Origin of the sequence: Chryseobacterium sp. OSA05B, assembly GCF_019970065.1 — a bacterium.
Lineage (GTDB): Bacteria > Bacteroidota > Bacteroidia > Flavobacteriales > Weeksellaceae > Chryseobacterium.
The window spans coordinates 482,009-494,940 of record NZ_JAHXYH010000004.1 but is presented as its reverse complement, the minus strand read 5'-3'; the positions used below and the strand labels follow the sequence as shown (position 1 = coordinate 494,940).

The window sequence follows — 12,932 nt, the reverse complement described above, 5'->3', positions numbered from 1 at the left end:
AAATTTTTAATTAAATCAATGAAAGTAGCTGTAGTCGGTTCAACAGGAATGGTTGGACAAGTTATGCTTAAAGTTTTGGAGGAGAGAAACTTCCCTGTAACAGAATTAATTCCGGTAGCATCCGAAAGATCTGTAGGAAAGAAGGTGAAGTATAAACAGGAGGAATTTACGATTGTAAGCATGAAAGACGCTATAGCTGCCAAACCTGATATCGCTATTTTCTCTGCAGGAGGAGACACTTCTCTGGAATTCGCCCCTCTGTTTGCAGAAGCAGGTACAACGGTGATTGACAATTCTTCTGCATGGAGAATGGATCCTACCAAAAAACTGGTAGTTCCGGAAATCAATGCGAATGTATTGACTAAAGAAGATAAAATAATTGCCAATCCGAACTGTTCTACCATTCAGCTGGTAATGGTATTAGGCCCATTGAATAAAAAATATGATCTGAAAAGAGTGGTTGTTTCTACGTACCAGTCTGTAACAGGAACAGGAAAAGCTGCCGTGGATCAGCTCAATGCTGAAATAAACGGAGACGACAGTGTTGCCAAAGTATATCCTTATCAGATCTTTAAAAATGCGCTTCCTCACTGTGATGCATTCAGCGATGATGATTACACTAAAGAAGAGATCAAACTGATGAAAGAACCTAAGAAAATTTTAGGGGACGATACCTTCAACCTTACGGCAACTGCAGTGAGAGTTCCTGTTCAGGGAGGTCACTCAGAAAGTGTAAATATTGAATTTGAAAACGAGTTTGACCTTGACGAAGTAAGAAAGATCTTATCTGAAACCCCTGGTGTAATCGTAATGGACAACGTTAAAAACAACGAATATCCAATGCCACTCTACTCCGAAGGTAAAGACGATGTATTCGTAGGAAGGATAAGACGGGATCTCTCGCAGCCCAAAACGCTGAATCTTTGGATCGTAGCAGACAATCTGCGAAAAGGAGCCGCAACGAACGCTGTACAGATTGCAGAATACTTAGCAGCCAACAACTTAGTTTAAACTAACAAAATAAAAAAGAGTCTCAGAATTGAGATTCTTTTTTTTATCAAACTATGGAAAATAAAAAGACCATTACCCACAAAGACAAAATAGGATTTCAGAAAATCATTGCTGTTTTCGGAGTCATCTTATTCATTGGAAAAATCATTGCATGGAAGCTCACCAATTCCGATGCCGTATTTTCTGATGCCATGGAAAGTGTCGTCAATGTCATCAGTGCATTTATGGGACTCTACTCTCTTCATCTGGCTGCAAAACCAAAGGACGAAGACCATCCATATGGCCACGGAAAAGTAGAATTCGTAACATCCGGCATTGAAGGTGCGTTAATCGCCATTGCAGGTATTATGATCATCTATGAAGGCATCAACAGCCTTGTTGTAGGGAAAACCTTAGCCAAACTGGATCTCGGAATATGGATCATCGCTGCTACTGCGATCGTTAATTATCTTTTAGGCTATATTTCCATTAAAAAAGGTCAGGCGGAAAACTCGCTGGTTCTGGTTTCATCCGGAAAACATCTTCAGTCTGATACTATCACAACGTTAGGAGTAGTGATCAGCTTAGTCGTCGTTTATTTTACCAAAATCTATTGGCTGGATTCTGTGGTAGCCCTTATTTTTGGTTTTTACATCATCTATGTCGGATATAAAATTGTTAGAAAGTCGTTAAGCGGAATCATGGATGAGCAGGATCCCGATCTTCTTAACCAGATCATCAAGGTACTCGAAGACAACAGAAGAATAGAATGGATAGACGTTCACAACATGAAAATCCAACAGTTCGGCGCCAATCTCCATATCGATGCCCATATTACCTTACCCTGGTACTACAGTCTTCGGGAAGCGCACAACGAAATGGAAAAGATGATTATCCTTTTAGCCAAAAACACCAAAAGAAGTGTAGAATTTAATTTCCATATGGACGATTGCAAAACAGTTTCATGCCCTGTCTGCCAGATCAAAGACTGCCCTGTCCGTGAAAAAGATTTTGTCAAAAGAGTACAATGGACTCCGGAAAATGTGACGAGCGTGGATAAACATACCGTAGATTAGGGTTCAGAGTGTTGTCAGTTACTGGTTAGTTACTGGTTGCCAGTAATGAAGCTAATGAAGCATCTTCTCATTATCTTGATTCTTACTTCTGCTTCTATCATTGACCATTGACTTGCGAAGCAAAATTCACCATTGAAATTTCTCAATTTTAATTTTATTCTAAAACCTTAAATTAATAAGTTTAACTGTTTTTCTCTAACTGTTTCCTGTAATAAAACATAGGAACAATCAAAAGCAGCGCCAGCGGCTGAATGACAAACCTTCTCATATAAAAGGAAAAAAGATAACCCACATCAAACCGGTCGTAGATACAGTAAAGATAGATTGGAAAAGTAATGACAAAGATAATGGTGATCAGCAATGCGCCCTGCACCGTCCACTGTTTATTTTTAAAAAGACACTGAATGATCAGGCAGGATAAAGCAAGATTGAGCATAAACCTGAACATATGGCCTGCTATTAATTTCCTCCATTCAAACTGTGGAAACGTAATATTTTTATTCGCTTCGTGAAAATACTCCAGGAAAGGATCGTAGAAAACTTTATCCTCAAGCACACGCACGCTGATAAGGCCGCAGATTCCTGCTATGACAAGAAGCCAGTTAAGAATTTTCATTTTTTAAAGCAAAGAATTTAATCCAGACCAACCAAAGAACCACCACCGTTCCATAAATAACCGCCGGAAAAATAAAGTCATGAAACATTTTTCCATATTCTTTATAGTCTGACATCACAACATTCAGTCCTACAATCCGGAGAAGATTCATCACATACAGCAGAACAAGTCCGGCAAGGGCAAACACAAAAGTTTTGGACCCTTTATAAAATGCAAATACAAATGCTATAAACAGAATCATCACTGAGACGGCATTACACCCTTCCACCATTCGGGTTACATAATTTTTCTTTACATAAAACCAAACCTGTTCATTTTTCACATCATCATAAAGTAACGTAGGAAATCCGGAAGCTTTCTGGATAGATGCTACCTGATCAGCGATCATTCTGGAAAAAGGATCCAGCCCGCCTGCCTTGCTTCCATTCAGATAAAACTGGTACGCAAACAGCAACACCAGATAAATGACGATGAACCTCAGCAAAATGTTTAAAACTGGTTTAAAATCCTTTAGCATACTACAAAGATAAAAATTAGACTGAAATGTTAGCTAATTTAAGACATCAGATTTCAGATGTGGGGTACAGGGTATCGAGTTCCGGGATGCGAGATCCCAGTTACTACTCTAAAAATTTATTTTCAAAAACACTCAAACTCTAATACCCTCAAACCCCATAACACTCCGACCCCGTATCTCAGAACACGAACCCCAACCCCACAACTCTCGAACCCTAAAACTCTCAAACGTCACAAACACCAAACTCCCATTAAATTAGTATATTTGTTTCCATATTATGACTTCCGAAAACGCAAAACGATTTTTTGAAAACTATCTCGGTGAACCATCTTCTGAGTTCGTTACATTGGCTCAAAGCGGTTCTGCGAGGGTGAATTTCCTGGCCAGATCCGGCAACAGAAAATATATTGTCACCAGCAATGAAAATATTCCGGAAAATGAAAGCTTCCTTTATTATTCTGAAATTTTCTCTGAACTCAACCTCAATACTCCACAGATTTTTGCAGTCTCTGATGACAGAAAAATGTATGTACAGGAATTCCTTGGAGGGCAGACTCTCTCCGAGATGATTACCAACGACGGACTTTCTCCTCATGTACAGGCATTGGTAAAACAAACCTTAGAGAAACTTTTCCAGCTTCAGATTCAAACAAAAGGAAAGATTGATTTCTCAAAAACTTTTGAATACGAAAGTTATGACGAACTTCCCGTGATCCACGATCTGTATTATTTTAAAAACTTCGTGGCAGATGTCCTGGAACTGGAATACCGTAAATCTGCTTTGCTGAAAGAATTTAAACAGATCGCTGCACTTATTGAAAGTCTTGAACCTACAGGAATTATGATCCGTGATTTTCAGGCCAGAAATATCATGGTCAATGAAGAAAGTAAAGTTTCGTTCATCGATTACCAATCTGCTATGAAAGGGCCATTGATGTATGATGTAATCTCTTTTCTGTTCCAGGCCAAGGCTGATTTTCCGGAAGAGTTTAAAAATAAAATGCTTGACTACTACATTGGGCAATCTGATAATGAAGAAGTTAAAATCAAACTAAAAAATTCGGTAAAACCAATCCAAATGATGCGATTTCTGCAGGTACTTGGAGCTTACGGCTTCAGAGGACTGATCCAAAGAAAACAACATTTTATATCAAGCCTGGAAAAAGGGATTCAAAATATCACGCAGTTTGCAGCATCATGGGACCAGATGAATAATTACCCGGAACTTAAAAAAGTGATAGAACAGCTCGCTACAGAAGAATCAAAATTAAAAATTAATGCAATTTTAAACCATTAAGATTCTTTTGATGTTCTGTTAGGATAAAATACAGGCAACTGGAAAGTATTAGAAATATCAGCCTGAGCGGAGTCGAAGGCTTTACTACCAATAAAAAATAAAAACCTTAAATGGTTGAAATAAAATAAACAACAATGCTACACATCGACATACACAGTTTTTCGTACAAAAAAGGAGGAATTCCCAAGGATCATTCAGGAAACGGCGGAGGTTTTACTTTCGACTGCAGAGGAATTTTAAATCCGGGAAGAATTGAAGAATATAAAATCCAGACAGGAAATGACATTGGGGTTCAGGAATATCTTGAAACCAAAACAGAGATGCCTAAATTTCTGGAACTGGTAAAATCCATCGTATCCATCAACATTGATAATTATCTGGAAAGAGGTTTTGAAGACCTTCAGATCAGTTTCGGATGCACCGGCGGACAGCATAGATCTGTATATTCTGCCATCAAAATTGCTGAATTCATTAAGGAAAAATATCCTGAAGGAACGGAAATCAGTCTTCATCACGACGAACAGCACCAACTGAACGTGAGTAATGGGTAATGAGCAATAAGTAATATTTTACTTGTTCATCACCCTGAAATTACTCATTACTTATCACTCATTACTTATACTATATGAAAGCTTTAATTTTCGCTGCCGGAAAAGGCACAAGGCTAAAACCCTTTACGGATCATCATCCGAAAGCACTGGCCAAGGTAAACGGCATACCGCTTTTGGAAAGAAATATCAATTATCTTAAAAGCTTCGGAATAAAAGATTTTGTGATCAATATCCATCATTTTGGAAATCAGATTGTTGAATTTTTAAATAAAAACAGTAATTTCGGCTGCAACATTGAAATCTCAGATGAGACCAATGAACTGCTGGAAACCGGTGGCGGCTTGATTTTTGCTAGAAAGTTCCTCGATCACGGGGAAGATTTCCTGATCATGAACGCTGATATTTTAACGAATATCAATATCAATGCTCTGGTTGAATACCACAAAAAGATAAAAGATTTTGCTACTTTAGCGGTTTCAGACAGAGATAGTTCGAGAAAATTACTTTTCAACGACGATATGGTTTTGAGAGGCTGGCTTAATGTACAGTCGGGAGAACAGCGGCTTGCGGAATTCAACAAAGGCTTTAAGGCTCTTGCATTCAGCGGCGTTCATTGTATCAACCCTGCTATCTTTGAAAAAATAAAGAGAACCGGCAAGTTTTCTGTCATGGAGGAATATCTGGATCTGATGCAGACCGAGCATATCCACGGATTTGTGCACGACAGCATTCTGATAGATGTGGGAAGACCCGAATCTGTGATAGAAGCCGAAAAACATTTTAAATAGTTTGTAATGGAAATGGATGGAACCAGGGATGAAAGTTTAGTCAATCCGGCCCTAGATATTAATGAAACAAAGCTTCACAACAGTCTCAGACAGAAAACCTGGGACGAAACCATCACCAAAGACAGCTGGATGGTTTTCAAAGTGATGGCTGAATTTGTGGATGGCTATGAAAAACTGGCCAAGATCGGACCCTGCGTTTCTATATTCGGATCTGCAAGACTGAAGCCTGAAAGTAAATATTACGAAATGGCGGTGGAAATTGCTGAAAAGATCACCAAACTGGGCTTCGGAATCATTACCGGAGGCGGCCCGGGGATCATGGAAGCAGGAAATAAAGGCGCTTTTAATGCACAGGGAAGATCTATCGGACTTAATATTGATCTGCCGTTTGAACAGCATTTTAACCCGTACATCAACAAATCTTATTCAATGAACTTCGATTACTTTTTTGTAAGAAAAGTAATGTTTGTAAAATATTCTCAAGGTTTTGTCGTAATGCCGGGAGGTTTCGGTACATTAGACGAACTTACGGAAGCGATGACCCTGATCCAGACCAATAAAATCGGTAAATTTCCGATCGTTCTTGTAGGAAGTGAATTCTGGGGCGGATTGTTGGAATGGTTCAAAGCAACACTGTTAAAAGAAGGGATGATCGCAGAAGATGATCTGGACTTATACAGAGTAGTAGACACGGCTGATGAAGCGGTGGCCCACATCAAGGCATTTTATGACAAGTATTCTGTGAATGTAAATTTTTAATTGGCATATTATTTGTGACCTATAATTAGCAAGTATGATTGTAAATCTATTAATTAAGATGAAAAAACTTTTATATATATCAGGAATTTTAACATTTTTTGTGTTAATGAGTTTTATGTATGTAGACTTTTTCTCTTCAATGACCAAAGTTGATTATATAGATGGAAGCAAAACATTGAAGTTTACCACAAAAATGAATACCAACCATATTTCTGACGCTATTAAAATCAATCCCAATACAGCCGGATTTGAAGCAGAAGTAAAAAAATATGTGAACAATAATTTTGATGTGTATGTCAATGGCTCTCCGAAAACTATAACATTCACTGGAAGTCAGGTAAGCGGAGAAACGGTATGGGTATATTTTGAAACCGGCGGCGTGTCGGACATCAGTACCATGAAGATTAAAAACACGATCCTTTTAAGTTCTTTTCCTAAGCAGTTCAACATTGTGAGTGTTTCTTACAAAGGAAGCCAGAAAGTAATGAACTTCCAGAGAGGAAAAGAAGTGAATGAGGTTTCTTTCTAATCGGAATAATTTAAAAATAAATAAACCACTGCAGATGCGGTGGTTTTTTTGTGTTTTTATCTCTTATTTTACCAAAATAATCGTTGTTAAGATAGGGTCATAAACTTTGGGATGTGATTTTTTTTCACGCAAAGTTCTATGAAAAATGCTTTTGAGTTAAAGGAGGCAAAGAGTTCGACTTCGTCGCTGATGAAGCTTCCGGATATAGCGTCTGCTTAATCGAATCAATGAAATTGATTCCGCATTTGCTTCACTTTATCGATAGAGTAATCAATTTCTTTGCGTTATCAAAAACGCATCTGCTCTACAAGTTTTGAAATTGATTCTCAATATTCTATCTTGAGAGTAGAATCTATGTCTAAACTTTATATAGCTTATTGTAAATATATCCATTCTAAAAAACAGTGTATGGAAATTTACTTAAAATCGGCAATGACCGGAGGTAATATTAGTCTTAAAGAATTAGTGTAATCATCATCAAAATAAATAGCCCGTACTTCTTTGAACAAAAAACTTTCCACTTGCAGCCAGGTTGCATTGGGACTGAATAAATGAACTTTGAATGAATGCTCTCTAACCAGATTAATTTCCCCTATATATGCTTTATTATGGTCTTTCAGCTCAATTTTAATGATTCCGATTTTATCCTGTAAGTCTGATAATAATTCCACATGATGATCAATATTTAATAAGGTGCTTTTTTTAGAAATCATCCTTTTTAGCTTCAATATATTTTCTTTAAACCCATCATCATCAACTGTTTCAATAGTTACAATATATCTCCGGCTTATTAGCACATAACCATCAACTACATAGTCCACAGGAATATACTTCAAATAGCACCATTCATCGGACACGTCAATCAATACCCCTTCAAAGGATGCTTTATTTTTTAATGTGATTGAAACCACTCTGTTGATAAACTTTTTTGTATTCACGGTTATCATTATTTTAAATCATTCTAAAGCTCTTCATAAGCTCTCTTCAAATCATATTCTATATCACCTTTATCATATTGAAAAGGAATATTAATCAAAGACCAGGTTTCATCATACATGGTATGTTTTGGATAGATATGATGCTGTATCAGAGAATCTGTAATATCATATTTTTCAAGTATAATAACTCCGTTTTCGATATTTAAAGAATCAAAAGCGACCAGATATTTTCTTCCTTTTGTAAATTCACCATTTGCTTTCGACTCTATGATATGGCCACCGTCATACATGAATTCAAAATCATTTCCTTTCCGCCCTCTTTCTGTATAATAAGCCGAAGTAACGATTCCCACAGCATATTTGGTATTTTTAAGCATATCCTGATTAGGCGGTCCTATTCTCGACGTAAAGAAAAACATATATATACAATAAGCGACCAGTCCTGCTGCGATCGCTCCCAATACTATTTTACCTTCCTGCATGGTGCTATGTTTAAAACAAAGTTAAAATAATTATTACATAAAAAAGGCCGTCTCCTAAAAGACGGCCTGTATTTAAAATATCAGATTTTGATTATTGAACCTGAATATTATCTAATTGAATCGTAGTAGTAACACCTGTAGATGCTCCCGTATATTCAAATAAGATAAATCCGTTACCTGTTAATCCGGCCGGCAGGGTATAAGTTCCCGCAGGAGCTAGAGTACCATAGTTAACAGCCGGAGCCTGTGGAATTGTAAATGCAGATGTAATATCTGTTTTAGTGGCCGTTGTAATATCTCCAAGCGGAGTATAGTTGGTTGTGTAATATACTTTTAAAGCATTACCATTCCAGAATCCAACGTTAACGTCAAATTTCACTGTATTGGCTGCTGTAAAGTCAACCGGTACGGCAAAATAAGTCAAGTAGTTTCCAGAACCGGAATTAGCTCCCAACTGGATATACTTATTGCTGCTGAAAGTTTTTAACTGCCAGTATCTGTTTCCTAATACCGCATCATTTACATATTTAGGGTATACTTCCAGGTTAGCAGGCGTCAGAGAATAACTTTCAAAGTTTTCAAGGAATGAACCTGAATATGCAATCTCAGTCCCTCCTTTAGGTGGCGTTGCATCTACTCTTGTTCCTGTGAAGTTGATATCAGATAAGCTTCTGATCAGCATCTGCCATGTAGAATTGTATCTGCTCACTACGAAAGTAACCGTACCGTTTCCTTTTGGAATAAGCTCCCCTCCACTCTTGAAGAATCCTGAGTTTCTGATTACTGCTGAACCTCCTAATTTATCTTCAATATTTCTGTCTGTATCCAATCCTTGGTTTCCGGCATCATAATCAAGATATTTTTTCTGAACCGGGAAGATTTCACCGATACCGAACTGTACATCAGATACAGTCACTAACGTGTTGATCAGGTTAGCTTGTTTTGCATCGTTTAATGAATTAAGCTTTGTAGGGACAAGAGTCTGGATATCCAAACCATTTCCTGAACATACTCCGGAAACATATCTTCCTACAAGAGCCTGAGGAATTCTACCGATCGCAAAGTTCGGATCTTCAGACCCCAACTTAATAGAACCTCTGTCAAGACCTAAACGCAATCCTTTAGCATTAATTCTGATGTGTGCACCTACCGGGAAATCAGCAAAGTTACTTGCTTTATCTACTTCGATCTGAAGACCTACAGTAGGATTCACCGTTTTATCCTGGAAAGAGATTGTTTTATAGAAATTTCCCTGAGCATCAGAAGAAACGATATAACCGTCGAAAATCTGATCTGTAGTGATTAATTTGTATCCTGTAGCAGGAGCCTGAGCCGAAAAATCTGCCATTGAAATGTTTGGCGCTTCGAATTTATTTGAACAGGCGATCGGGGGAGTTTCCCAATCATCATTCTTTACACAAGAAGACACTGCAGACAGTACACCTACTGCTACGAATGTCGTTTTGAAAAAGTTAGTGAAATTATTCATTGTTATTTTTTTATTTTTATTAGAATCTGAATTGTAAGTTAACAAAGTACGAACGTCCCTGAGTATACCAGTATTTCGGTCCAAAAGAAGGTGTAGGGCTGTAATAGTCGGCCGCAAAATCTTTCGCTTTCGTTTCTCTCGTCTGCTCAAAACCTCCTGTAATGAATCTTTTGTTGTTTAAGATGTTATTCACAGAAGCAGTCAATAATATGTAATACTTTCCAATCATGAATGATTTCCCTGCATTGGCATTTAAGAAAAATGCAGAAGGAAGTTGTACAGGCTTCAGCATATCACGTACATCTCCTTCGGTAAGACCAAGGTAAGGTGTACTTGAGTAAGGGTTCTGAATAAAGTTATTCGTTCTTAAAGCCGGAGCCGGATCCAGATAATTGTTGTCAAAATAGTTCCAGTTAGCTCCTACCCACCAGTATTTCGGGTTGTTGTAACGGAAACCTAAAGAGAAAGCACGCTGAGGAGTTCCTCCCTGCTTATAATCTTTCAGATATGCTTTTCCGAAAGAAGTCACACTGCTTCCTGAAGCATCAGAAACCAGATAAACTTCCGGGTTATTTCTGTATGTATATTCACCTAAACTCGCAAGCCCCTGTAAAGATAAAGTAGGAAGAACTTTCAGGTCAACCCCTAGTTCAACCCCCATATTTCTTTTCTCCAGATTGGACATTACCTGAGTAACGAATGCACTCTGTACCTGAGAAACAGATCCGTCAGGGTTTGTGCTGCTTAGCTGAATCCCGTCTGCAAAGAATCTCTGTACATTGGTTTCATTCTGAGTATCTACAATAAATCCTGATGCTCTTAATTTAAGGAAAGGCGTATTGATCACATAACTTAAATCATTCGCTGTATATACCGTACTTCTGATATTAGGATTAACAAGTGCATTGATTCTTGGATTGATAAACAAATCTTCCAGGAATGGTGCCTGATTGTACATTGCTCCGTTATACACTAAGAAATTACGTCCGTTGATACGGTACACAACCTGTCCTTTAAGACCAAAGTTCCAGAAATTGTAATCCTTGCTTTTCCCGTATGAGTTGTCATATAAATAATGCTTGAAAAGACCTTCTCTGTTTGAAGTAGAATATCCTGCCATAGCAGAAACAAAAACATCAAAGTTACCTGTAGAGAATTTCAGTCCCGGATTTACTTTTGCTTCCTGTCTTCTCAGGATGTAATTGTAAGTCATACGGTCTCCTTCTCTCAGCTGAACATTGGAATCTAACGTATTATACAATCCTGAAGAACCCGGTTTTGCAGATTCTTTAAACGGATCCACACCAATAGCGTAATCACCTCCTAAAAGATCTTTCAGTTCACGGTACAACTCAGATTTATAGTTCTGATAAGAAACGTTCATGATAAACTTCGTACGGTCGTTAAAGTTGTATGTGTAGTGTGTACCTGCGTTGAAGATCTTATCATCACTTACGTCATCTACCAGATATATTTTGGAACGTTTTCCGGATATTCCGTAAAGACGGGTCATTTCAGCCTGGTCTGCAGCATCCACCTTTTGGTTATTGGCATAGATCTGTCCCCAGTTAAGCTGAGTAACATTAGGATCTCCGTTCTGCCAGGCTGCCAAACTTGTATTGTAAGCATCAATCAGAGTTCCATACTGTGTGGGATCTGGCTGCGTATTGTTGGTAGCGTTATAAATAATGCTGTTGATATAATAACTTGGTAAGTTTCTGTAGTAGGTAGGAGAAGGATTGGTAACCCCATTCCAGTCTAAACGGGAACCTTTATCTTTTCCAAACTGGTAAGATGCAGTCGTCCAAAGGCTTGATTTCTTATTAATCTTCCAGAAGTCCTGAATCTGGAAAAGTGGCTGAAATCCTCTTCGAACTCTTTCGCTTCTCTTTTCTCCATCCTGCCATCCCCAATAAGAGTTGTAATGTACCCCTCTATAATCATACACTTCCTGGGTATTTGGACTTGATGTAGATCTTCTGTATGGCGCACCAATCGCGTTGAATGTGATCGTGTGGCTGTCGCTGAATTTCTTCTCTACACCAAGGTAAGCACCGTAAGCATCATAGAAAGTCCCCTCCTGGATTCCTTCTTCTGCCCATCTTCTGGCTCCCATTGCAGTAAATGCCCATCCTTTCTTGCTCATTCCTGAGGTATATCGTAAAGATGTTCTGTTTCTGTAGTTTCTGTTGGTTAAGGATTGTGTAAACTGGAATCCTTTTCTATACTCACTTGCTTTTGTGTTTTTGTAAACCACAGAGCTGTTTCCACCAAAAGCATATTCGGATGGAGAGTGATTAGACGCGATTTCCGGATATCTCGTGATCTCGTTTAGCCCACCCCAGTTACTGAAGTCAACATTACCATTATCAGATTTTACCATGGAAACACCGTTCAGCATAGATTCACCAGTTCGTCCGTCGATCCCTCTTGGGCGGAACCAGTAAAATCCTAAATCAAACGCAGCAATTCTACTGAATACATCCATTGATGATTGTAGCAAACCTACCGTAGAAGCCTGTCCACTGCTGTTGCTGTCATCATCATCATTGTCTATAATAGCTAAACCTTGATCTGCGCTTGTAAGATTAGAATACAGGGTAATGATCCCCAGATCCTTTTTTTTCTCATCGGCTACGTCAAACTCCATCATTTTGGTTTCGAAGTTTGGTTTCGTAATCATAATTTGATAATGGCCCGGCTGCAGGTCTACAAACTGGAAATATCCAATTTTATCAGCCGTTACATCATTCTCACTCCCTTTAAGATCTACTTCTGCCCTTTCAATAGGCTTTCCTTCGGCATCCTTAAGATACGCAAACACAGTGGTCTGCGCAAAATAGAATGAAGCAGGAAGTAAAGTAAATAAAGAGACTAATGATAGTTTTTTAATCATGAGT

General features: G+C 38.3%; 13 protein-coding genes. 7 read left to right on the top strand and 6 right to left on the bottom strand.

Features of this window, described 5'->3' with window-relative positions; genetic code table 11:
• The first annotated feature begins 18 nt into the window (after positions 1 to 18).
• Positions 19 to 1,011 carry an aspartate-semialdehyde dehydrogenase gene (locus tag LC419_RS17955; RefSeq protein WP_223608650.1) on the top strand — a complete coding sequence of 331 codons (993 nt, stop codon included), beginning with the start codon at positions 19 to 21 and terminating at the stop codon, positions 1,009 to 1,011.
• Between the two features lie 53 nt (positions 1,012 to 1,064).
• Positions 1,065 to 2,066 carry a cation diffusion facilitator family transporter gene (locus LC419_RS17950; RefSeq protein ID WP_223608649.1) on the top strand — a complete coding sequence of 334 codons (1,002 nt, stop codon included), beginning with the start codon at positions 1,065 to 1,067 and terminating at the stop codon, positions 2,064 to 2,066.
• A 181-nt stretch (positions 2,067 to 2,247) separates the two neighbouring features.
• On the opposite strand, the gene LC419_RS17945 is transcribed toward LC419_RS17950, so the two are convergent.
• Positions 2,248 to 2,682 carry an exosortase F system-associated protein gene (locus LC419_RS17945; protein ID WP_223608648.1) on the bottom strand — a complete coding sequence of 145 codons (435 nt, stop codon included), beginning with the start codon at positions 2,680 to 2,682 and terminating at the stop codon, positions 2,248 to 2,250.
• Positions 2,669 to 3,199 (bottom strand): exosortase family protein XrtF, encoded by a 531-nt coding sequence (xrtF, locus tag LC419_RS17940; protein WP_223608647.1) that lies wholly within the window; start codon positions 3,197 to 3,199, stop codon positions 2,669 to 2,671. The genes LC419_RS17945 and xrtF overlap by 14 nt, the downstream gene beginning before the upstream one ends.
• 277 nt (positions 3,200 to 3,476) lie before the next feature.
• Between xrtF and LC419_RS17935 the strand changes: the two genes are divergently transcribed.
• The 5 genes from LC419_RS17935 (at position 3,477) to LC419_RS17915 (ending at position 7,123) form a co-directional block, all read left to right on the top strand.
• Complete coding sequence (locus LC419_RS17935) at positions 3,477 to 4,496, top strand: aminoglycoside phosphotransferase family protein (RefSeq protein WP_223608646.1); 1,020 nt, start codon at positions 3,477 to 3,479, stop codon at positions 4,494 to 4,496.
• A 134-nt stretch (positions 4,497 to 4,630) separates the two neighbouring features.
• Positions 4,631 to 5,047: an RNase adapter RapZ gene (locus LC419_RS17930; RefSeq protein ID WP_090025028.1), complete on the top strand. Its 417-nt coding sequence runs from the start codon at positions 4,631 to 4,633 to the stop codon at positions 5,045 to 5,047.
• 74 nt (positions 5,048 to 5,121) lie between these two features.
• Positions 5,122 to 5,835 (top strand): nucleotidyltransferase family protein, encoded by a 714-nt coding sequence (locus LC419_RS17925; protein ID WP_223608645.1) that lies wholly within the window; start codon positions 5,122 to 5,124, stop codon positions 5,833 to 5,835.
• 6 nt (positions 5,836 to 5,841) lie between these two features.
• Positions 5,842 to 6,594, top strand: coding sequence for a TIGR00730 family Rossman fold protein (locus LC419_RS17920; protein ID WP_223608644.1), 753 nt, complete (start codon positions 5,842 to 5,844; stop codon positions 6,592 to 6,594).
• A 58-nt stretch (positions 6,595 to 6,652) separates the two neighbouring features.
• Positions 6,653 to 7,123, top strand: a complete 471-nt coding sequence (locus LC419_RS17915) for a DUF6702 family protein (protein WP_223608643.1) — start codon at positions 6,653 to 6,655, stop codon at positions 7,121 to 7,123.
• 416 nt (positions 7,124 to 7,539) lie between these two features.
• Here LC419_RS17915 and LC419_RS17910 read toward each other — a convergent pair whose 3' ends face one another.
• The 4 genes from LC419_RS17910 to LC419_RS17895 form a co-directional block, all read right to left on the bottom strand.
• A complete protein-coding gene (locus tag LC419_RS17910) occupies positions 7,540 to 8,061 on the bottom strand; it encodes a hypothetical protein (protein ID WP_223608642.1) in 522 nt (173 codons plus the stop codon).
• Positions 8,062 to 8,084: 23 nt separating this feature from the next.
• Positions 8,085 to 8,543, bottom strand: coding sequence for a DUF1206 domain-containing protein (locus tag LC419_RS17905; protein WP_223608641.1), 459 nt, complete (start codon positions 8,541 to 8,543; stop codon positions 8,085 to 8,087).
• Between the two features lie 91 nt (positions 8,544 to 8,634).
• The gene (locus LC419_RS17900; protein ID WP_223608640.1) at positions 8,635 to 10,032 is read right to left on the bottom strand and encodes a DUF5689 domain-containing protein; all 1,398 of its coding nucleotides are present in this window, start codon (positions 10,030 to 10,032) and stop codon (positions 8,635 to 8,637) included.
• 19 nt (positions 10,033 to 10,051) lie between these two features.
• A complete protein-coding gene (locus tag LC419_RS17895; RefSeq protein ID WP_223608639.1) occupies positions 10,052 to 12,928 on the bottom strand; it encodes a carboxypeptidase-like regulatory domain-containing protein in 2,877 nt (958 codons plus the stop codon).
• Between the last annotated feature and the right edge of the window lie 4 nt (positions 12,929 to 12,932).

Coding starts and splice junctions, on each gene's coding strand:
- LC419_RS17955 (WP_223608650.1), top strand. CDS start 19: ATGAAAGTAGCTGTAGTCGGTTCAACAGGAATGGTTGGACAAGTTATG.
- LC419_RS17950 (WP_223608649.1), top strand. CDS start 1,065: ATGGAAAATAAAAAGACCATTACCCACAAAGACAAAATAGGATTTCAG.
- LC419_RS17945 (WP_223608648.1), bottom strand. CDS start 2,682: ATGAAAATTCTTAACTGGCTTCTTGTCATAGCAGGAATCTGCGGCCTT.
- xrtF (WP_223608647.1), bottom strand. CDS start 3,199: ATGCTAAAGGATTTTAAACCAGTTTTAAACATTTTGCTGAGGTTCATC.
- LC419_RS17935 (WP_223608646.1), top strand. CDS start 3,477: ATGACTTCCGAAAACGCAAAACGATTTTTTGAAAACTATCTCGGTGAA.
- LC419_RS17930 (WP_090025028.1), top strand. CDS start 4,631: ATGCTACACATCGACATACACAGTTTTTCGTACAAAAAAGGAGGAATT.
- LC419_RS17925 (WP_223608645.1), top strand. CDS start 5,122: ATGAAAGCTTTAATTTTCGCTGCCGGAAAAGGCACAAGGCTAAAACCC.
- LC419_RS17920 (WP_223608644.1), top strand. CDS start 5,842: ATGGAAATGGATGGAACCAGGGATGAAAGTTTAGTCAATCCGGCCCTA.
- LC419_RS17915 (WP_223608643.1), top strand. CDS start 6,653: ATGAAAAAACTTTTATATATATCAGGAATTTTAACATTTTTTGTGTTA.
- LC419_RS17905 (WP_223608641.1), bottom strand. CDS start 8,543: ATGCAGGAAGGTAAAATAGTATTGGGAGCGATCGCAGCAGGACTGGTC.
- LC419_RS17900 (WP_223608640.1), bottom strand. CDS start 10,032: ATGAATAATTTCACTAACTTTTTCAAAACGACATTCGTAGCAGTAGGT.
- LC419_RS17895 (WP_223608639.1), bottom strand. CDS start 12,928: ATGATTAAAAAACTATCATTAGTCTCTTTATTTACTTTACTTCCTGCT.